The 20151-nt window shown below is 39.4% G+C and carries 17 protein-coding genes and 1 pseudogene; 16 read left to right on the top strand and 2 right to left on the bottom strand.

Annotated features, from left to right (window positions below; all coding sequences use genetic code 11):
• Positions 1-100 precede the first annotated feature (100 nt).
• The 3 genes from L4F91_RS08965 to L4F91_RS08955 all read left to right on the top strand — a co-directional run bounded on the left by L4F91_RS08965 (position 101) and on the right by L4F91_RS08955 (position 4023).
• Positions 101-1957 (top strand): ATP-binding protein, encoded by a 1857-nt coding sequence (locus tag L4F91_RS08965; protein WP_395896055.1) that lies wholly within the window; start codon positions 101-103, stop codon positions 1955-1957.
• Positions 1958-2049: 92 nt separating this feature from the next.
• Positions 2050-3513 (top strand): sucrose-specific PTS transporter subunit IIBC, encoded by a 1464-nt coding sequence (locus L4F91_RS08960; RefSeq protein WP_395896053.1) that lies wholly within the window; start codon positions 2050-2052, stop codon positions 3511-3513.
• A 108-nt stretch (positions 3514-3621) separates the two neighbouring features.
• Complete coding sequence (locus L4F91_RS08955; protein WP_395896051.1) at positions 3622-4023, top strand: NUDIX domain-containing protein; 402 nt, start codon at positions 3622-3624, stop codon at positions 4021-4023.
• Positions 4024-4084: 61 nt separating this feature from the next.
• Here the strand turns inward: L4F91_RS08955 and ffh are convergent, their stop codons facing one another.
• Complete coding sequence (gene ffh / locus L4F91_RS08950) at positions 4085-5470, bottom strand: signal recognition particle protein (RefSeq protein ID WP_395896049.1); 1386 nt, start codon at positions 5468-5470, stop codon at positions 4085-4087.
• 157 nt (positions 5471-5627) lie between these two features.
• Between ffh and L4F91_RS08945 the strand changes: the two genes are divergently transcribed.
• The 7 genes from L4F91_RS08945 to L4F91_RS08915 all read left to right on the top strand — a co-directional run bounded on the left by L4F91_RS08945 (position 5628) and on the right by L4F91_RS08915 (position 12694).
• Positions 5628-6437 (top strand): inner membrane protein YpjD, encoded by an 810-nt coding sequence (locus tag L4F91_RS08945; protein WP_395896047.1) that lies wholly within the window; start codon positions 5628-5630, stop codon positions 6435-6437.
• Positions 6438-6479: 42 nt separating this feature from the next.
• Positions 6480-7760, top strand: coding sequence for an HlyC/CorC family transporter (locus L4F91_RS08940; RefSeq protein ID WP_250349549.1), 1281 nt, complete (start codon positions 6480-6482; stop codon positions 7758-7760).
• A 272-nt stretch (positions 7761-8032) separates the two neighbouring features.
• Complete coding sequence (locus tag L4F91_RS08935) at positions 8033-10084, top strand: TonB-dependent siderophore receptor (protein ID WP_395896045.1); 2052 nt, start codon at positions 8033-8035, stop codon at positions 10082-10084.
• 163 nt (positions 10085-10247) lie between these two features.
• A complete protein-coding gene (gene exbB, locus L4F91_RS08930) occupies positions 10248-10703 on the top strand; it encodes a TonB-system energizer ExbB (RefSeq protein WP_250349551.1) in 456 nt (151 codons plus the stop codon).
• 1 nt (position 10704) lies between these two features.
• Positions 10705-11091: a TonB system transport protein ExbD gene (gene exbD, locus L4F91_RS08925; RefSeq protein ID WP_250349552.1), complete on the top strand. Its 387-nt coding sequence runs from the start codon at positions 10705-10707 to the stop codon at positions 11089-11091.
• Positions 11092-11862, top strand: coding sequence for an energy transducer TonB (locus L4F91_RS08920; RefSeq protein WP_265762591.1), 771 nt, complete (start codon positions 11092-11094; stop codon positions 11860-11862).
• 91 nt (positions 11863-11953) lie between these two features.
• A complete protein-coding gene (locus tag L4F91_RS08915; RefSeq protein WP_265762592.1) occupies positions 11954-12694 on the top strand; it encodes an ankyrin repeat domain-containing protein in 741 nt (246 codons plus the stop codon).
• 86 nt (positions 12695-12780) lie between these two features.
• On the opposite strand, the gene L4F91_RS08910 is transcribed toward L4F91_RS08915, so the two are convergent.
• A complete protein-coding gene (locus tag L4F91_RS08910; RefSeq protein ID WP_250349555.1) occupies positions 12781-14562 on the bottom strand; it encodes an ABC transporter ATP-binding protein/permease in 1782 nt (593 codons plus the stop codon).
• Positions 14563-14770: 208 nt separating this feature from the next.
• On the opposite strand from L4F91_RS08910, the gene L4F91_RS08905 reads away from it, so the two are divergent.
• The 6 genes and pseudogenes from L4F91_RS08905 to mutH all read left to right on the top strand — a co-directional run bounded on the left by L4F91_RS08905 (position 14771) and on the right by mutH (position 20132).
• The gene (locus L4F91_RS08905) at positions 14771-16429 is read left to right on the top strand and encodes a putative transporter (RefSeq protein WP_250349556.1); all 1659 of its coding nucleotides are present in this window, start codon (positions 14771-14773) and stop codon (positions 16427-16429) included.
• 239 nt (positions 16430-16668) lie between these two features.
• Positions 16669-18057, top strand: coding sequence for an outer membrane protein transport protein (locus L4F91_RS08900; protein WP_395896041.1), 1389 nt, complete (start codon positions 16669-16671; stop codon positions 18055-18057).
• A 143-nt stretch (positions 18058-18200) separates the two neighbouring features.
• Positions 18201-18507, top strand: a pseudogene (locus L4F91_RS08895) (type II toxin-antitoxin system RelE/ParE family toxin).
• Between the two features lie 9 nt (positions 18508-18516).
• The gene (locus L4F91_RS08890; protein ID WP_395897873.1) at positions 18517-18837 is read left to right on the top strand and encodes a HigA family addiction module antitoxin; all 321 of its coding nucleotides are present in this window, start codon (positions 18517-18519) and stop codon (positions 18835-18837) included.
• Positions 18838-18883: 46 nt separating this feature from the next.
• Positions 18884-19423, top strand: coding sequence for a methylated-DNA--[protein]-cysteine S-methyltransferase (locus tag L4F91_RS08885; protein WP_395896039.1), 540 nt, complete (start codon positions 18884-18886; stop codon positions 19421-19423).
• A gap of 31 nt (positions 19424-19454) precedes the next feature.
• Positions 19455-20132 (top strand): DNA mismatch repair endonuclease MutH, encoded by a 678-nt coding sequence (mutH, locus tag L4F91_RS08880; RefSeq protein ID WP_395896037.1) that lies wholly within the window; start codon positions 19455-19457, stop codon positions 20130-20132.
• The last annotated feature ends 19 nt before the right edge of the window (positions 20133-20151 follow it).

Raw genomic sequence — 20151 nt, 5'->3', positions numbered from 1 at the left:
TTATTGAGATTTGCCCTAAGTGATGCTTAGGGCAAATTTTTATCTATTTTTTATAATGTGATCGCAATTATCACGCTATTTACCGATAAAGAGCATAAAAATGAGAAATATCAAACATTTCGCACAACGCTATGTGGATTGGGTGATCCGTCTTGGGCGCGTGCGGTTTTCCCTGCTTGGTGTGCTGGTGCTAGCTGTACTGGCACTTTGTACACAAATGCTATTAAGCCTTTTTGTTGTAGGAACGGTTTATTGGGCAGACGTCGTGCGTTCTGTGGTATTTGGCTTGATTTCTGCGCCTTTTGTGATCTATTTCTTCACGCTGTTAGTGGAAAAGCTAGAAAAATCTCGCCTTGAATTAGCCAAATTAGTGGAAAATTTACGCCGTGAAGTCTCGGAAAGAATGGTCGCAGAAAAGAAATTATCCATTGCGCTTAATGATCTTGAACAAAATAGCCGAAATAAAACCGCATTAATGACAACCATTAGCCACGAATTGCGCACCCCACTAAATGGCATTATTGGGTTGAGCCGTATTTTATTAGACGGTAATTTAACCGCTGAACAGCAAAATTATCTCAAAACAATCAATATGAGTGCGGTGTCTTTAGGGCATATTTTTAGCGATATTATCGATCTGGAAAAAATTGATGCGCATAAAATAGAATTGAACCGCAAAGAAACGGATTTTTATGCCTTTCTTAATGATATTGCCAATTTTGCCACCTTAATGGCGGAGCAAAATCACCTAAAATTTGAACTAGACTATGAATCTGATTTACCGCAATGGCTGATGTTAGATAACGCAAGATTGAGTCAAATTTTATGGAATTTAATTAATAATGCAGTGAAATTTACACAAAAAGGCGTGATCAAGCTCAAAGTTACACAGATTGCTGAACAACAATTTGCTTTTGCGATTTCTGATACGGGTATTGGCATTGCAGAAAGCGAATTAGCCAATATTTTTGCAATGTATTATCGTGTGCAATCCAACCAATATCAGCACGCGGGCAGTGGAATTGGTCTAGCCGTTTCCAAAACCATTGCCAATTTAATGGGGGGCGATCTCAGCGTGCAAAGTGCGGTGGGAAAAGGCTCAATTTTTACCTTAACTATCCAAGCTAAACCTGTCAGTAAACCGTTAGACTATCAACAATATTTGCCAAGCCAACTGCGTATTTTGCTCATTGAAGATATTGAGGTCAATGTAATTGTCGCAAAATCTGTTTTGGAAAAATTAGGCTATGAGGTAGATGTCGCGATGACGGGACAGCAAGCCATTGAAAAATTTGAACAAAATAGTTATGACTTGTTACTCATTGATATTCAACTGCCTGATATGTCGGGTTTTGAAATCGCTCAGTATTTACGTCAGCAATATGAAAATGATCATTATGAGTATTTACCGCCACTGATCGCCCTTACCGCCAACGTAATGCACGATAAACAAGAATATCTCCAACAAGGAATGGACGATATTTTACGCAAGCCCCTTTCTTTAGAGGCACTGACGCAATGTTTATATCAGTTTTTTAATCAGGATATTTCGCCTATCCCAGCAACCGCGAAACAATACGATATTGCGCAAGATGAGATCTTAGATCTGGCTACATTACAGGAACTTGTCACCTTATTAGGCGTAAAAACGGTAAAAAATAACACCGCACTTTTCCAACAAATGATGCCTGATTATGTGAAAGAGTTGTTCTCTGCTTATGAAATGTACAAACTTCAACCTGAATATCAAAAAGAAGTGGCAAATATTGCCCATAAAATCAAAGGTGCGGCAGGTTCGGTGGGGTTAAAACGTATCCAACATATTATGGAACAAGCACAACATAATGAATTTGCTGATTGGGAAAATAACATTGCGGATTGGTTAGAGACATTTTCACAATATTGGCAAAAAGATCTTGATAAATTAATGGATTGGTTAAATTCTTACAATAATTAGCCTTGTTTTACGCTATCGATCTAGCAATGCTTAAAGGATTTAGCTAAAATCTATATCGTTCAAATTTAATACTAACGAAGAGGAAGAAACCAATGAATTTTCCAAATATTGCCAAGCAAGTTATTGAGAAGTTGGGCGGTAAAGAGAATATCAGTGCGCTTGCCCATTGTGCAACTCGCTTACGTATTGTGGTCAAAGATGAAGGCAAAATTGATAAAGAGGCGATCGAAAATATTGATGGCGTAAAAGGTCAATTTTCTGTTTCAGGACAATATCAAATTATTTTTGGTTCGGGGACCGTAAATAAAGTACACAATGAAATGGCAAAATTATTAAACATCGGGGATATGACGAAAAATGAGGTTGCAAAACAAGCTTCAGACAATAACCAAGGGCTAATTATGCGTTTGGTGAAAGGCTTAGCAGATATTTTTGTGCCAATTATCCCTGCCATTGTAGCGGGCGGTTTATTAATGGGGATCCACAGTATGCTTACTGCACAAGGATTCTTCTGGGATGTGCCACAAGCCCTGCGTGATTCTGGGCAGCCTATCACGGGGTATTCCGTTGTCGATCGCTTTAGTAATCTTTCCGATCTTGTTGATTTTATTAATACTATTGCCAATGCGCCTTTCGTCTTCTTGCCCGTGTTACTGGGCTTTTCGGCCACTCGCAAATTTGGTGGAAACCCGTTCTTAGGGGCTGCATTGGGGATGTTATTGGTTCACCCAGCACTGGCAGATGGTTGGAACTATGCCCTGACCGCCGCGCAAGGCAAAATTACGCACTGGAATGTATTTGGTTTAGAAATTGAAAAAGTCGGCTATCAAGGCACGGTAATTCCAACCTTAATTTCGGCGTGGGTTCTTGCTACTTTAGAGAAAACTTTCCGTAAATTTGTGCCGTCTTATCTAGATAATCTTATTACGCCAATGTTCTCGTTATTTATCGCGGGGTTATTAGCCTTTACCGTGATTGGCCCAATCGGACGTGAAGCGGGTGATTTAATCACCATTGGTTTAACTTGGTTATATGACAAACTTGGCTTTATCGGCGGTGGTATTTTCGGGACATTCTATGCACCAATCGTCATTACAGGTATGCATCAAACCTTTATTGCAGTAGAAACCCAGCTACTTTCTAATATGTCATTATCAGGTGGTACTTTCATTTTTCCGATTGCTGCAATGTCAAATATCGCACAAGGGGCGGCTTGTTTAGGTGTAGCCTTTGCATTGAAAGATCCAAAAGTACGTGGTTTAGCCGTGCCTTCAGGGATTTCCGCCTTATTAGGTATCACCGAGCCAGCAATGTTTGGGGTAAACTTACGCTATCGTCAAGCCTTCTTAGCGGCAATGATTGGTTCTGGATTATCAAGTGCATTTATTGCGTTCTTCAATGTGAAAGCACAAGCGCTGGGCGCGGCAGGCTTCTTAGGTATTCCGTCGATTAAACCAGACAGCCTTGCAATGTATAGCGTGGGAATGGTTATTTCTTTCGCAGTGGCTTTCACGCTTTCTGTAATTTTAGTAAAACGTGCGCAAGCTAAAAGATAATATTGCATAAAACTTCGTAAAAAAGTACCGCACTTTGATCTGCACCCTAAACAGGAATACAATATTCTGCGTTTGAGGTGCAGATTTTTATTTTCAATGAGGCAAAAAATGAAGACGCAAATTGATAAATTAGCTTGGTTATATATTAAAGACAATCAAGTATTAATGGCGCGTTCCAAAGGAAAAGAAAAATTTTATCTACCTGGTGGGAAAAGAGAGCAAGGCGAAACGGATCAACAAGCGTTGTTGCGGGAAATTAAAGAGGAATTGGGTATTACCTTAATTGAATCTAGCCTTGAAAGAATTGGTGAATTTTCAGCCAAAGCAGATGGTAAAAACAGTGATTGCATCGTAACACTCCGTTGCTATAAAGCCGATTTCATCGGCGATTATCGCCCTGAAAGTGAAATTGCTGAACTGGCTTGGCTGGATTACCAAAGCAAAGAAAAATGCTCTTTAGCGACACAAAAAGTATTGGAATATTTAAGACAGCAAGGTACGTTAGAATAAACGCACCAAAAAATAACCGCACTTTGAAAGTGCGGTTATTTCTTCCGTTTTTTACGATTAATTAGCGTTTGAACATATTGCCAAGGCCGCCTAAACCGCCCATTCCGCCCATCATTCCTTTCATTCCACGCATCATTTTTGCCATTCCACCTTTACGCATTTTTTTCATCATACGTTGCATTTCGTCAAATTGTTTCAGCAATTTATTCACGTCTTGCACTTGTGTGCCAGAGCCTAAGGCGATACGGCGGCGGCGTGAACCTTTGATGATTTCAGGTTTAGCGCGCTCTTTTAAGGTCATTGAATTGATGATGGCTTCCATTTTAATAAACATTTTGTCATCAACTTGATTTTTGATGTGATCAGGCAGGTTTTTCGCACCCGGTAATTTTTCCAGCATTGTCATCATTCCGCCCATTTTTTTCATTTCAATAAGCTGATCACGGAAATCTTCCAATGTGAAATCATCGCCTTTTTGGAATTTTTTTGCCATTTTTTCCGCTTTTTCTTGATCCACTGAGCGTTGTAGATCTTCAATTAGCGAAAGTACGTCCCCCATTCCTAAAATGCGTGAAGCAACACGATCAGGGTGGAATGGTTCGAGGGCTTCTGTTTTTTCCCCAACCCCTAAGAATTTAATGGGTTTGCCAGTGATTTGGCGAATAGAAAGGGCCGCACCGCCACGAGCATCGCCGTCTACTTTGGTAAGAATAACCCCTGTAAGCGGTAGCGCTTCATTAAAGGCTTTTGCAGTATTCGCGGCATCTTGTCCGGTCATTGCGTCCACGGTGAAAAGGGTTTCCACTGGGTTAAGTGCGGTGTGAATTTTTTGGATTTCTTCCATCATTTCACCATCAACGTGCAAACGACCCGCGGTATCCACAATCAACACATCGTAGAATTTGAGTTTGGCATCAGCAAGGGCGGCTTGCACAATCTCTACGGGGTTTTGTTGGCTATTAGAGGGGAAGAAATCTACCCCAACGGCTTGCGCAAGGGTTTCAAGTTGTTTGATCGCGGCTGGGCGATAGACGTCCGCCGAGACCACCATCACTTTTTTCTTCTGACGTTCACGTAAGAATTTAGCGAGCTTACCCACGCTCGTGGTTTTCCCCGCCCCTTGCAAACCAGCCATTAAAATCACCGCAGGCGGTTGGGTCGCAAGGTTGAGGCTCTCATTGGCTTCACCCATTGCTTTTTCAAGCTCAGATTGCACAATTTTGAGAAATTCTTGTCCCGGCGTTAAGCTACGATTGACTTCTTCACCGATAGCACGTTCTTTGACTTTATTAATAAATTCACGCACGACGGGTAAAGCAACGTCTGCTTCAAGCAATGCCATACGCACTTCACGCAGGGTATCTTTAATATTATCTTCGGTTAAACGTCCTTTCCCCGTAATGTTACGCAGGGTTTTCGAGAGACGATCAGAAAGGTTTTCAAACATCGTTTTTCCTAAATTTGAGTGGAATGAAATGAAATAAATTGTGCCAATTATACTGAAATCCCACAGATTTTCATCATTTGCAAGAAATTTATAGCGATTTTAGTGCGGCAAGGCTAGAATAAAAATAATTCTTGATTTGGCTTTAAGGTGAGTAAAAATGTGGTTTGCCATATTTTCGATTTTTTTATACATAATCAGTATTTTGTTCATTACCCCAATGTTATTAAAAGCACACTCGGGAGAACAAACGAAAAAACCGAATAAAACATTGTTTTTTTGCACCGCACTTTTGGCAGTTGTGGCACATTGCATTAGTCTTGTCCCCCTGTTTTCTCATTTAGCGAATGCCCAACAATTTACCCTGATGGATATTAGTTCTCTGCTAAGTGTAATTGTGGCTGCTTTGGCAACCTTTGCGCTTGGTTTTCGAGTGAATACCCTGTGGTTCTTATTACCCATTGTGTATTGTTTGGCGATAATTAATTTGATTTTACAGACATTTTTACCTATCGCACTTGTGCAACATTTAATCCATAATGTGGGCTTATTTTTACATATCGGTTTAGCCTTATTGGCTTATGCGGTATGTTTTATTGCGACCTTATATGCCGTTCAATTGTGGTGGATTGATAGAAACTTAAAAAGTAAAAAGTTAGCATTATCGCCTATTATTCCGCCATTAATGACGGTAGAACGGCATTTTTTCCGTTTGATGTTAAGTGGTGAGTTCTTACTGACTTTAACGTTAATCTCTGGCGCGGTGTATTTACCCGACTTTTTTGGTATGCAAAATGTACAAAAAGCGATTTTTTCTTTTTTAGCGTGGGGTGTGTTAGCCATTGCCTTAATTGGGCATTGGAAATGGCACTGGCGTGGAAAAAAGGTGATTATTTATAGTATTTCGGGTATGATTTTGCTCTCAATTGCTTATTTTGGCAGTCGTGTTGCGTTTGGGCTAGGGCTTTAATTTGAGCGCCCAAGAACGATGGTTTGATAAAAGGATTTGATTTTGGATAGTATCCCCCTTAGTACATTATTTATCACGTTAATTATTTTACTGATTTTATCCGCTTATTTTTCTAGCTCAGAAACGGGCTTACTTTCTGCCAATCGTTATCGAATGCGGTTCCTTGCTGAAAAGGGACATAAAGGTGCAAAAAAGGCAGAAAAATTACTCAAGAAAACCGATATTCTGCTTAGCCTTATTTTAATTTGTAATAACCTCGTTAATATTTCTGCTTCCGCGATTGCAACCATTATTGGAATGCGTTTGTATGGCGATATGGGGGTGGCGATTGCCACTGGGGCATTAACTTTTGCAATGCTGATTTTCGCTGAAATTTTCCCCAAAACCATTGCAGCACTTTACCCAGAAAAAGTGGCATTTTTATCAAGTCATATTCTTACGCCATTGCTGAAAATTTTTAGTCCAATCGTGTTCTTAATGAACCTGATTATTCGTGGTTTGATGAAATTATTCCGTGTTAAAAATGAACAAAAAGTCAGTTCATTAAGCACGGAAGAGCTACGTGCTATTGTGAATCAATCAGGGCATTTCATTCCTTCCGCGCACCAAGAAATGTTGCTTTCTATTTTGGATTTAGAAAAAGTGACGGTGGACGATATTATGGTGCCACGCAATGATATTGGCGGGATCAACATTGACGATGATTGGAAAGCCATTATGCGTCAGCTTAATCACTCGGCACACAGTAAAATCGTGCTATACAAAGAAAGTATGGACGAAAATGTGCTAGGTATTTTACGTGTGCGTGAAGCATATCGTTTAATGTTAGATAAAAATGAATTTAGTAAAGAGACATTAATTCGAGCAGTTGATGAGGCCTATTTTATCCCTGAAGGCACGCCATTAAATGCACAATTAGTCAACTTCCGTAATAAAAAAGAACGTATAGGTTTAGTGGTTGATGAGTATGGCGACATTAAAGGCTTGGTGACATTGGAAGATATTTTGGAAGAAATTGTGGGTGAATTTACCACTTCTACTGCACCTTCCATTGATGAAGAAGTTACCCAGCAATCAGATGGCTCAATGATTATTGAAGGATCAGCAAATATCAGGGATTTAAATAAATTATTTGACTGGCATTTGGATACCGATGAAGCCCGAACCTTCAATGGACTTATTTTAGAGCATTTAGAAGAAATTCCTGATGAAGGAACAGAATGTGAAATTAACGGCTTAAAAATCACGATTTTAGAAGTCGCAGATAATATGGTGAAACAAGCGAGAGTAGAAAAAATTTCATCAGCAACACAGCCGAACTAAACGCATTTCCTTATCATAAAAGCAGAAAGACGAAAGGTGAATTGCCTTTCGTCTTTTTCTTTTGCCTTGCATTTACTTTTTATTTTTGAATGTTATCTAATTTATTTATAAAAGTGCGGTGTTTTTTTTATGAGTTTTTTCTTATTTTTAAAGATTTTATTGTTGGTAGATAAAAATTTGCTTTTTTCCATTTCTGACGATTGACTAAAGATGCAAAAAAAAACGATAATAATTCTCAATATTTTAATGGTGTGTAATAAAGGAAGTTCATTATGAAGAAAGCAAAATTTGTTCTTTTACCTCTCGCAACACTTGTGGCAACGGCGGTGCAAGCGGAAACCTTAGGTGTGATTGATGTTGTTACTGAAAATACCGGGGCGAAAAGCAAAACCAATGTCGTTACCCTAAAACAAATGGAGCGTAGTACGGAAACGGATTTACGTGGTTTGTTATTTAATGAGCCTGCGATTAATTTTGGTGGTGGAAATGGTGGAACATCGCAATGGGTAACAATTCGTGGAATGGGGCAAGATCAAATTGATTTCAAAGTGGACAATACTTATTCAGATACCCAATCCTTCCACCACGAAGGCCGTTTCTTATTGGATCCAGCCTTAATTAAACGTATTGATGTACAAAAAGGAGCGGGTTCTGCCAGTGCTGGGATTGGTGCAACCAGTGGCTCAATTATTGCAACAACTGTTGATGCGCAAGATTTATTAAGAGAAGGGCAAGATTTTGGGTTTAAACTTACTGGCGGCGTGCGTAGTAATAAAGGCTATACGCAAGGCGCGAGTGTATATGGCAAAGTAGGGGCATTTGATGCGTTAGTTTCAGGTAACTGGAATCACAAAGAAAACTATAAAGGCGGTAAAGATTATAAAAATCTTAATGGTTCAGATACCGTACAAAACAGCGCACTAGGTGAGCGTGGCTTATTGGCTAAATTGGGTTGGGATATTACTGAAAATCAACGTGTAGTACTAAGCCATCGCCAAGAACGTTACTATGGTGTGCGTGCATTGCGTGAAGAATTTGATTTTTCTAATTCTTATGTTTCTACTGCTCGCTTATCTTCAGCACAAATCAATAAAGGCTATCAATTAAGTAACGTTTATGCCGGCAAAGATAGAAGTGGGAAGAATGCATACTATGTATTAGATGGTAATGGGAATTATGTGGTGAATGAAGAGAATAATAACCCACGTTACCGTACCACTACGCAAGATACCACCAATTTGGAGTGGACAGGTAAGAATATGGGCTTTGTTACCGAAGCGAAAGCCAATGTTTATCATACAAAACGTGTACGTGAAGAAGGAAGCAGTAAAACCCAAATTCTCACCACGGGAGCTAACTTAAATTTAGACAGCGCCATTGGTGAAAATCACCTAGTGAAATACGGCGTAAATTATCGTAAACAAGTAGGAAAACCAAATCAACTTGCCGCAGAGGCGCATAATCAACGCAAAGACGATCTCGGTGTGTATGTAGAAGGCATTTGGGGAATGGGGCCAGTCATCTTAACAACAGGTGCGCGTTATGATTACTTTAACTTTAAAGCGTCAGATGGCTCTAAGGCAAGCAAAGGGCATTTCAACCCAAGTGCGGGCTTAATTTGGCAAGTTTCTGATGATTTAAGCTTGAACACCAGCTTGAACTATGCAACCCGTAGTCCTCGTTTATATGAGGTAATGATTGCTGGTTCTGGCACAATTGGAATCGATAGCAATATCCGTGCAGAAAAAGCACGCAATGCAGAAATTGGTTTCAATTATGATTTAAATGATCGTATTTCACTAAGTGGAAGTTACTTCTGGCAAAAAGTAAAAGATGCGATGTCATTGAAAAATAATGTTATTTATAATGGCGCATTATTGCGTAACCAAGGTTATGAACTCTCCGCTGCTTATAAATACGCGGGCTTAACACTACGCGCAGGTGTGGCAGAAAGTAAACCTGAAGTCTATGGTAATGTGGCGGATAATACAGTATTTGCTGTGGCAACAGGGCGTACTTGGACAACCGAAGTGTCGTACAAATTCGCTAATCCAAACTTAATTATCGGTTGGAAAGGACGTTTTGTTGAAGGCGAAACAGGAACACCTAGCCGTGGTTCAGGTGGAAGCGCAAGTGTGAAACAACCGGGTTATGGCGTAAATGATCTTTATGCGAGCTGGGAAGCCAATGAAAATCTCACGATTAACGTTGCAGTAGATAATGTATTCAACAAAAACTACAAAAGCCATAGCCAGCGTGCAGGGGTAAATAGTTTAACGGGCTCTGGACGCGACTTTAGAATGAATGTAAATTACACATTCTAATCTGTTTAACAAGTGCGGTGATTTTTCACCGCATTTTTTATTCGCACTTTGACCGAAAATTTTTAATTTGTTACAATTTGCAACCTAATTGAAATTCATTCTCAATAACAATTAAGGGCAGTTTGCCTCAGTTTTATTTAACGTCAGCGTTAAGGATTTCCCAATGCCACAATTATTCGCATTTTTACAACATTATATTGATTACATTATTTTAGGGTTACTCGGCTTAATGAGCTTTATGATGGTATGGTTCGTCATTGAACGTTTTATCTTTTTGAGCCGTGTGAATGTTTCACACTACACCAATATTCACGAATTAGACATCGATCTCAACCGTAATCTCACTATTATTTCCACTATTGGATCGAATGCCCCTTATGTCGGCTTGCTTGGCACAGTTATCGGTATTCTATTAACCTTCTATGAATTGGGAAATTCAGGGGGAGATATTGATGCTGCTGCCATTATGCTTAATCTTTCTCTTGCCCTCAAAGCCACTGCCGTAGGGATTTTAGTTGCCATTCCATCAATGGTGTTTTACAACGGTTTACAACGCAAAGTAGAAGTGAATCGCTTGAAATGGAAAGCCTTAAACGGACAAAAAAATCTAGGGGCATAATGTGAAAAAGTTTGATGAAATCAATATTATCCCTTTCATTGACATTATGTTAGTGTTGCTGGCGATTGTATTAATTACCGCGTCTTTTATTTCTCAAGGAAAAATCCAAGTCAATGTGCCAAAAGCAAGCAGTACCGTCGCATTTAAGTCGGACGATTTGGCTAAATTATTAACGGTTACCGAAACAGGGGAAATCTTTTTTAACGATAAACCTACGGATCTCGCTCAAATGGAAAAAGAAGTCGCAAGTTGGGCGAAAGATCAAAAAGTTACCCTAAAAGTCGATGCGAAAGCAACCTTCCAAGATTTTGTTAGCCTCACGGATTTAATGGCGAAGAATAACATCAAAAATGTTGCCATTGTAACAATGAAAGAGAAAGGCAACTAAATGGTAAATAAACATCGTTCTTGGTTTGGTTTTTTCTTTTCTTTGCTGTTCCACGTAACGCTCATTGGGGCAATTCTTTATGCAATACGAGATGATGGCACGGCAAATGGTTATCAGGCAGAAATCATTGATAATAGCATTTCAATGGAAATGCTAATGGGAATGACCGTGGAAGAGCCTGAAGTGACACCAGAGCCACAGCCAATAGAGCCGGAACCAGAAGTGAAAGAAAGCGTGCCTGATCCTATTGTGAAACCAGAACCGCCAAAGCCTGAAAAACCAAAGGAAAAAGAGGTTAAAAAAGAAAAGCCAAAAAAAATCCCAAAAGAGAAGCCAAAGCAAAAACCAAAAGAAAAACCGTTGGCAAATAAAGAATTAGAAAAAGGCGATCGTAATATTAATTCAGCGGCGAAGATCACCTCCAATGCAACGAGCCTAGGCAAAGCAACGGTAACTAATCCGAATTTAGTTGGGAAAGGAACAAGTTCAGATGAAGCCAAAGCCTACCTTAGTGCCATAAGGAAGGAAATTGAGCGTCAGAAACGTTATCCGCAACGCGCCAAAATGATGCGAAAGCAAGGAATCGTTACTGTTAGTTTCATCATCGCAAATGATGGTTCATTGAATAATGTGCAATTAGCAAAATCATCAGGGAATAATGATCTGGATAATGCCGCCCTTGATGCCGTAAAACGCGCGCGTTCTGTTGGACCAAAACCCGCGGGCGTTAGTTCCTCACTGACTGTGCCATTACGATTTAGTATTCAGTAAAACCATTCTTAAGTGCGGTGAAAAAATTCCCTGTTTTTACACCGCACTTCTCTTTATAATGCTCGCTCCCTACTTTATTAGAGAGAAGATAATGAAAAAATTAACCCAACTTTTTACTTTTACCTTAACCCTTGGCATATCAATGTTTGCCTCTGCAACAGAAAATGAACAGGCGAAGCCTTATACCTCCGCATTTCGTATTAGTGCAGAAGAAATGCACGATATTGCGAATCCAAATAAGCTTGCGTGGCGCATTTTCTATACAGAACCCTCTAAAGGTGAAAATGCACACTGGTTTGATGCCGTCAAACAAGGTAATTTAGCTGAAATTAAAGCGATGGTTGAAAAAGGGCAAGATCTTGAGGTAAAAGATACAGGAAGTCTTGGGCAAACTGCGCTTGGTTGGGCTGCATTTATTGGTTATGAAGATATTGTAGAATATTTGATCTCACAAGGTGCAAGCCTTTTTGCTACTGATTCAGGTGATGTTTATAACGTGCTGAAATCAGCTGTATTAGGCAAAAATACCCATATAGTGAAAAAAATCTATGGGAATTTAAGTCCCGTAGATTTAAACGATCAAAGCATTGAAAGTGATGGGGAAACCTTGCTGATGGTTGCAGCCAGCAATAACCGCTTGGAAACAGTAAAATTCCTTATTTCTCAGGGAGCAAATGTGAATTTAGTGACCACCACAAAAGAGCCATCAATGTTTTCTTATAACCAAAGTGCCTTGTCTTATGCCTGTGAGCGTAATTTACCTGAAATGCAAAAACTGCTTATTCAAAATGGCGCAATTAATCATAAAACAGGCAAACCTAGTTGTAACTAGTTAATAAGATTAAATAAAAAGCTAAGTGCGGTGTAAAAACTTCCTATTTTTACACCGCACTTTTGTTTATTCTGATTTTTTATTAGTTAGCATAAACGCCAGCTTTTGTCTGGCTGAATTTGTAAATGCAATGCGTGATGTTTCAGTAAGGTAGAACGATGCCCTACACTAATTATAGTGGTATTTGGCAATATGCTATCTAATAATTGATACATTGCTTCTTCCAATCCTTCGTCCATACTTGCGGTGGCTTCGTCAAGGAAGGCAACCTGTGGTTTATGTAAAAATAAACGCGCAAAAGCAAGGCGTTGTTGTTCGCCGAGAGAAAGTACACGCGTCCAATCTTTTTGTTGTTCAAGTTTATCGCTTAAATGACCTAAATTGACCTGTTGCATAATTTGTTGAATATGGGATAAATCCGGTTCTTGAGGTGCAAGCGTAGGATAATAAAGCGCATCAATTAACCGACCTTGCGGTAAATACGGTTTTTGTGAGAGGAACAATGCCTGTGTTTGCGGGCAATATATTTTGCCTTCAGAATATGGCCAAAGTCCGGCTATGGTGCGTAATAGGGTTGTTTTTCCTGAGCCAGAAGGACCTTGAATAAGTAGGCGACTTCCTAAAGGGAGAGTGAGATTAAGTTTTTCAATCAGGCTTTGATTATCAGGGCGTTTAATCGTTAAATGTTGAAAAATCACTTCGCCATCGCTATTTTCTATTTCCACATTTGTGTTGTGATTAATAGAATGGAGCGCACTGTGGAAACCCGTTAAACGATCAAGTACTGCACGATAAGCGGTAAAGTCATCATAAGAATTTCGATAAAAAGAAAGGGCTTCTTGCACTTTACCGAACGCTTGTGAAGTTTGCATTAAATCCCCTAATTTAATTTGTCCACTAAAGTAACGTGTCGCTTGAATGATAAAAGGAAAAATAACGGAAACTTGCGATACCGCAAGATTAAATCCGGACAGTTTTAGCATTCGATAAACCAATTGCCAGATATTGCTAATAATGTTGTTAAATTGTTTAAATAAAATATGGCTTTCCATTTTTTCACCACGATAAAAGGCGATGCTTTCGGCATATTCTTTTAAACGAATGAGGGAATAGCGGTAGTTCGCGTTAAGCTTTTCATTGGCAAAGTTAAGTTTTATTAATGGTCGTCCAATTTTAAAAGCGATAAGACTCGTAATTAGCACATAAACAAAAACCAGAAAGACCATCATATGTGGGATTTCATAGCCTGCGATCACCATTGGACCGGATAAATCCCATAAAATTGCGGTAAAGGCAACCAGTGATACGGTTGAGGAAATGACGCCAGTGGCAAAGCCAAGCGAGCTGGTCACATAAGAGTCAATATCCTGCTGAATTCGCTGATCGGGGTTGTCTAGTTGGCTAGTGCCGTGCAAGGTTTTGTAATAGGCTTGGTTTGCTGTCCATTGGTTGAGATATTGTTGATTAAGCCAAGTTCGCCATTGAATTTTAAAACGTTGCGAAAGGTAATAGGTAAACAAGACGTTTAAAACGTGTACCGTCGCGAGCAAAGAAAAAATGATCATTTGTTGCCAAAATACGTTTGCATTCATTTCTTGTAAGGCGCTATACATTGCGTTATACCAGTTAGAAAAGAGAATATCTAACCGTACCGCAAGCAAATTAAAGAAAATAATCACCCAAAAATAACAGAGTGGTTTTAAATGCTGTTTCGGCGAAAGGTAAGTTTGGGTGATGAGCCAAAATTGTCTTGCCCAACGGGTTGTTTTCACCAAAATGGCTAAAATAATAGAAAATGCGATGCTTGTAATAACAAGACTTTGAATTATCCATAAAAATGAACTGAGTAATTCTTCTGACCAATTCATAATACCGTCCGAGTAAATATGTGAAAATAAAAGGTTAAATCGTCTTTGTTTAGAGTGCAGAATTAAAAATTTGTTCAAAGATTGTTAAAGAAATTTAGTCCGCACGCAAGAAAAATGTGATGTAGATTAAACTTTTAGACTTTAATCCATTCTTTCTGTTTAGAGGTTGCTATAATTTTTTTAGTTAAATGAAATTATCGAGGTTGTGATGAGTGATATTGCGGTGACGATTAGCATTTTAGCCCTTGTTGCGGTCGTCGGATTATGGATCGGGCATTTCAAAGTTCGTGGCGTTGGGTTAGGTATTGGAGGTGTTTTGTTTGGGGGAATTATTGTTGCCCATTTTACCAACCAATATGGCGTGCACTTAGATGCACATACGTTACATTTTATTCAAGAATTTGGGTTAATTCTTTTCGTTTATACAATTGGGATTCAAGTCGGTCCCGGTTTTTTTGCTTCATTGCGAGAATCTGGCTTAAAGCTCAATGGATTAGCCGTATTGATCGTGTTGCTTGGGGCAGCCAGTGTGGTTGTATTATATAAAGCGGCTGAGGTTCCACTTGATATTATTTTGGGGATCTATTCTGGCGCAGTTACAAATACGCCATCATTGGGGGCTGGGCAACAAATTCTTGCTGAATTGGGAATGAGCCATACCACAAGTAATATGGGGATGGCATATGCAGTGGCCTATCCTTTTGGGATTTGTGGGATTTTACTCACAATGTGGTTAGTGCGGTTATTTTTTAAGATAAAAGTAGAGGAAGAAGAGGCAAATTTCCAACGTGAAAGTGGGCAAGATAAAGACAGTTTACGCTCAATGAATATTCGGGTTACAAATCAGAATTTAAATGGCTTAACCTTAATTGAAATTCCCGGATTTGAAAGTGAGGATGTGGTTTGTTCTCGTTTAAAACGTGGCGAGAATGTGAGTGTGCCAAGTGCCGATACGGAAATTCTTCTTGATGATATTTTGCATTTAGTCGGTGATGTTCACGTCCTGCATAAAATGAAGTTAGTCATTGGTGAAGCCATTGATGTGCCACGTTCAACTCTGACAGGGGATTTACGCTCTGAACGTATCGTTGTAACAAATGAGAAAGTTCTAGGAAAGAAAATAAAATCACTTGGTATTCATCAAAAATATGGCGTGGTAATTTCTCGCTTAAACCGTGCAGGGGTAGAGCTAGTTCCTAGTGCGGATACTACACTTCAATTTGGGGACGTATTACATATTGTCGGACGAACAGATGTAATTGATAATGCCATTGCCCTTATTGGGAATGCACAACAAAAATTGCAACAGGTACAAATGCTGCCAGTGTTTATTGGTATTGGTTTAGGCGTGCTGGTGGGGTCAATTCCTTTTTATATTCCGGGGCTTTCTGTGGCGTTAAAACTTGGGCTTGCAGGTGGGCCACTTGTTGTTGCCTTGATTTTGGCAAGAATAGGCAGCATTGGAAAACTTTACTGGTTTATGCCACCAAGTGCAAACCTTGCCTTAAGAGAAATTGGTATTGTGCTGTTTTTAGCGGTAGTCGGGCTGAAATCAGGCGGTAATTTTGTGGATACCCTAGTGAACGGCTCAGGGCTTGAATGGATGGGGTATGGCATTATCATCACATTTTTCCCATTAATGGCGGTAGGGCTATTTGCTCGCTTATATCTAAAACTGAATTACTTGTCTTTATGCGGTTTGCTTGCAGGCTCAATGACGGATCCGCCAGCGCTAGCCTTTGCCAATGCGATTAAAGAAGATAGTGGGGTCGCGGCGCTTTCTTATGCAACGGTCTATCCTTTAGTAATGTTCTTGCGAATACTCTCGCCGCAGTTATTAGCCATTTTGTTGTGGTCTTTTTTCTAATAGTCCGAAATTTCGCAATGCCCAGTTAAACTGGGTATTTTTATTTCTGTTTTCTATACACTCTCAACGTTTATTACGATGTTGTCACTTATCATCCCTTTGTTTTCTTTTTAGATTTCTCAACTGGTCTGAACTCTGATTAGTTTGCCCAAATTTGTTTGCACTAGTGGGGGGCTTTCTTTACAATCCAACGGCTTTTTTAATCAATTTTTATCAATTTAATCGAAAAAAGGTTACAAATGACTAAAACAACAATTTTTTCAAGAACATTACTTTCTTCTGCATTATTAGCTGTTGCAGGCGGCGCACAAGCAGCAGCATTCCAATTAGCAGAAGTGTCAAGTTCTGGCTTAGGGCGAGCTTATGCGGGTGAAGCCGCGATTGCTGATAATGCTTCTGTGGTAGCGACCAACCCAGCGTTAATGACATTATTTAAAACCAACCAATTTAGTGCTGGTGGCGTTTATGTAGATTCTAAAATTCGTGTTTCAGGTGAGGCTAAAGCAACACTGACATCTGCGGTACTTCAGAAAGAGTTAGCGAATGGTAATCTTGATAATAATAATGTAGTGCCAAATGCGTTTGTTCCTAATATGTATTTTGTTGCACCAATTAATGATAAGTTCGCTATTGGTACTGGAATGAATGTAAATTTTGGTTTAAAGAGTGAATATAATGAAGATTATGATGGTGGCGTATTTGGTGGGAAAACTGATTTAACGACAATCAATCTTAATTTAAGTGGGGCTTATCGTGTTACTCAGGGGTTTAGCTTTGGTGCAGGGGTTAATGCTGTATATGCAAAAGCTAAGATTGAACGTAGAGCCGGAATGTTAGATGAGGCATTATCTGAAGCTGTTGCCCTTACATCGCATATGCCATTGCCGCCAGCATTGATCGCTGGATTAGCGGCGAAAAGTAATATGCTTAATCGAGGTACAGTTGTTACACATCTTGAAGATAGAAATGCTTGGGGATTCGGTTGGAATGCGGGTTTAGTTTATGAGTTTAATGAAAACCATCGTTTAGGATTATCTTATCATTCAAAAGTTGATATTGATTTCAAAGATAATGCAGCGATTGGTCAAGAGCGTTCTGGTCCGGGTGGATTAACTTTGCATTTGCCAAGTTATTGGCAGATCTCGGGTTTCCATCAATTAACAGATACCTTTGCTGTGCATTATAGTTATAAACGTACTAAATGGAGTCGTTTACAGGAATTACACGCGACTTATGATGATGGTAATGAGGCATTTGATAAAGACTTAAATTATCGCGATACATCATTCATTTCATTAGGTGGAACATATCAAGTTAATGATGCCTTAGTTTTGCGCGCTGGCGTTGCTTATGATAAAGCAACAGGGCAAGCGACAGCAGCCATACCTGATACCAACCGAACTTGGTACAGCTTAGGGGCAACCTATAAATTTACCCCAAATCTTTCTGTGGATTTCGGTTTTGCTCACTTACGTGGCAAGAAAGTGAGTTTCACTGAACAACAAGATATTGCCAAATTTCAGCTACCGCCACAAATGGGGGGAGAGGTTAAGGCAAGCGTAAATGCTAATTATACTTCAAAATCCAGTGCTAACCTTTACGGTTTAAACGTAAATTATAGCTTCTAATTTGAGAAACTAGGCATTTACGCAAATTTCATTATAATAAGCCAATCCAATCGGATAGGCTTTTTCTTAAATTGCATACTTGTGCTGTGCAATTTAATTCTTTAGAATATTTTTCATAATAAGGGATAAGCAGAGCAAATAAAGTGTTTAATTTAACGGCTAAGCATTTTAAAGACGATTATCTTTATCGTTTTTTTCAGTATGGAGAATTGCATAGCAAAATTCCTGCCAAATTTAGCAAAAGTATTAGCGAGAAAATTAGATATGATAAATGCGGCAGAAAATTTGAATGATTTACGTGTTCCGCCTGCAAATCGTCTTGAGTTACTAGAGCCTAAAGAAAATAAACGCTATTCTATTCGGGTTAATAAACAATATCGTCTGATTTTTCATTTTGATAATGGCGAACTTTCTCAGCTTTATCTTGATCCTCATCGTTATGATTTATAAGGAGAAATGATGTTCTCAACACAGCGTAAACCCACATCAGTAGGGGAAGTCTTGCAAGAGGAATTTTTACATCCACTTAATCTTAAAATTAGTGATCTTGCTGAAATTCTTGATGTTCATCGTAATACTGCAAGTAGCTTGGTAAATAATCATTCTAAAGTGACCTTAGAAATGGCGGTTAAATTGGCAAAGGCTTTTGGAACGAGTCCTGAGTTTTGGATTAATTTGCAACATAACTTAGATTTGTGGGAGTTGAAGCATAATGCACGTTTTCAGCAACGTTTAGACAGAGTAAAAATTGCTAACTATCGCCCTACATTTTCTGTATAAAATGCAAGTGCGGTCTTTTTTTATATGATTTTTAGAGAACTCACCAATGCCTGAAATCTACTATTGTTATTATCATTCCCCGATAGGGCGATTATTAATGATTAGCCAAGATAATAAATTGACCAATTTGGATTTTGAAGCCGAGCAAATTACCCCAAATCCGAAATGGATTTTGCGAGAAAATCACCTGCTCTTTACTCAGGTTTCAGCGGCGTTAACACGTTATTTCAATGGCGAAAAAGAAACCTTTGCGGATATTCCGCTTAATCCACAAGGTACGCCCTTTCAGCAACGCATTTGGCAACAATTGTGCCAAATTCCTTATGGTGAAACCTCAAGTTATGGCGAGTTAGCTCATCACATTAATAACCCTAAAGCGGTGCGGGCGGTAGGCGGTGCAGTAGGGAGCAACCCAATTAGCATTATCATTCCTTGTCATCGTGTGTTAGGTAAAACACGTCAGCTAACAGGGTTTGGTGGTGGATTACCAGCCAAACGCTATTTATTACAGTTAGAAAATATTGCTTATGTGGATAAAGGCGTGGAATACGTTAAACAAAAATTATTGAAAAAGTATCAAAGCTAGGCAAAAACCAGATAAAAAAGCACCGCACTTTATGAATAGTCCGAATAGTTCGCACTCCGAACAAGCCCTTCTTTCCCTTGCGCAATCTCTCGCTGGTCTCACCTTTGGTGAAGTTGCCAAAGGACTAAATATTGCTGTGCCACCTAATTTGAAACGGGATAAAGGCTGGGTAGGTATGTTGCTGGAAAGTGCCTTAGGCGCAACCGCAGGAAGCAAAGCAGAACAAGATTTTGCACACCTTGGCATTGAACTTAAAACCATTCCCATTGACCGTCAGGGCAAACCTTTAGAAACCACCTTTGTCAGCCTTGCCCCACTAGTGCAAAATAGTGGCATTACGTGGCAATCTTCCCACGTTCGGCATAAATTATCTAAAGTGCTGTGGATACCCATTGAAGGTGAACGCAGTATTCCTCTTGCTGAGCGTCATATCGGACAGCCTATTTTGTGGCAACCTTCTTATGAACAAGAACAACGCTTACAACAAGATTGGGAAGAATTAATGGAATATATTGTATTTGGCCGCCTTGATGAAATTACCGCACGTCTGGGTGAAGTGTTACAACTTCGCCCTAAAGGCGCAAATCGGAAATCGCTCACGAAAGGCATTGGGCGAAACGGTGAGATGATTGACACCTTGCCACTTGGTTTTTATTTACGCAAAAATTTCACACACGAAATCTTGCAACAATTTCAGCGAAATAGCTGATTTCCCTTTGCATTAAAGT

Source organism: Avibacterium sp. 20-126, from assembly GCF_044358625.1.
In the GTDB taxonomy this organism is placed as follows: domain Bacteria; phylum Pseudomonadota; class Gammaproteobacteria; order Enterobacterales; family Pasteurellaceae; genus Avibacterium.
The sequence above is the reverse complement of the archived record's forward strand: the minus strand, read 5'-3'. Positions and strand labels throughout refer to the sequence as shown.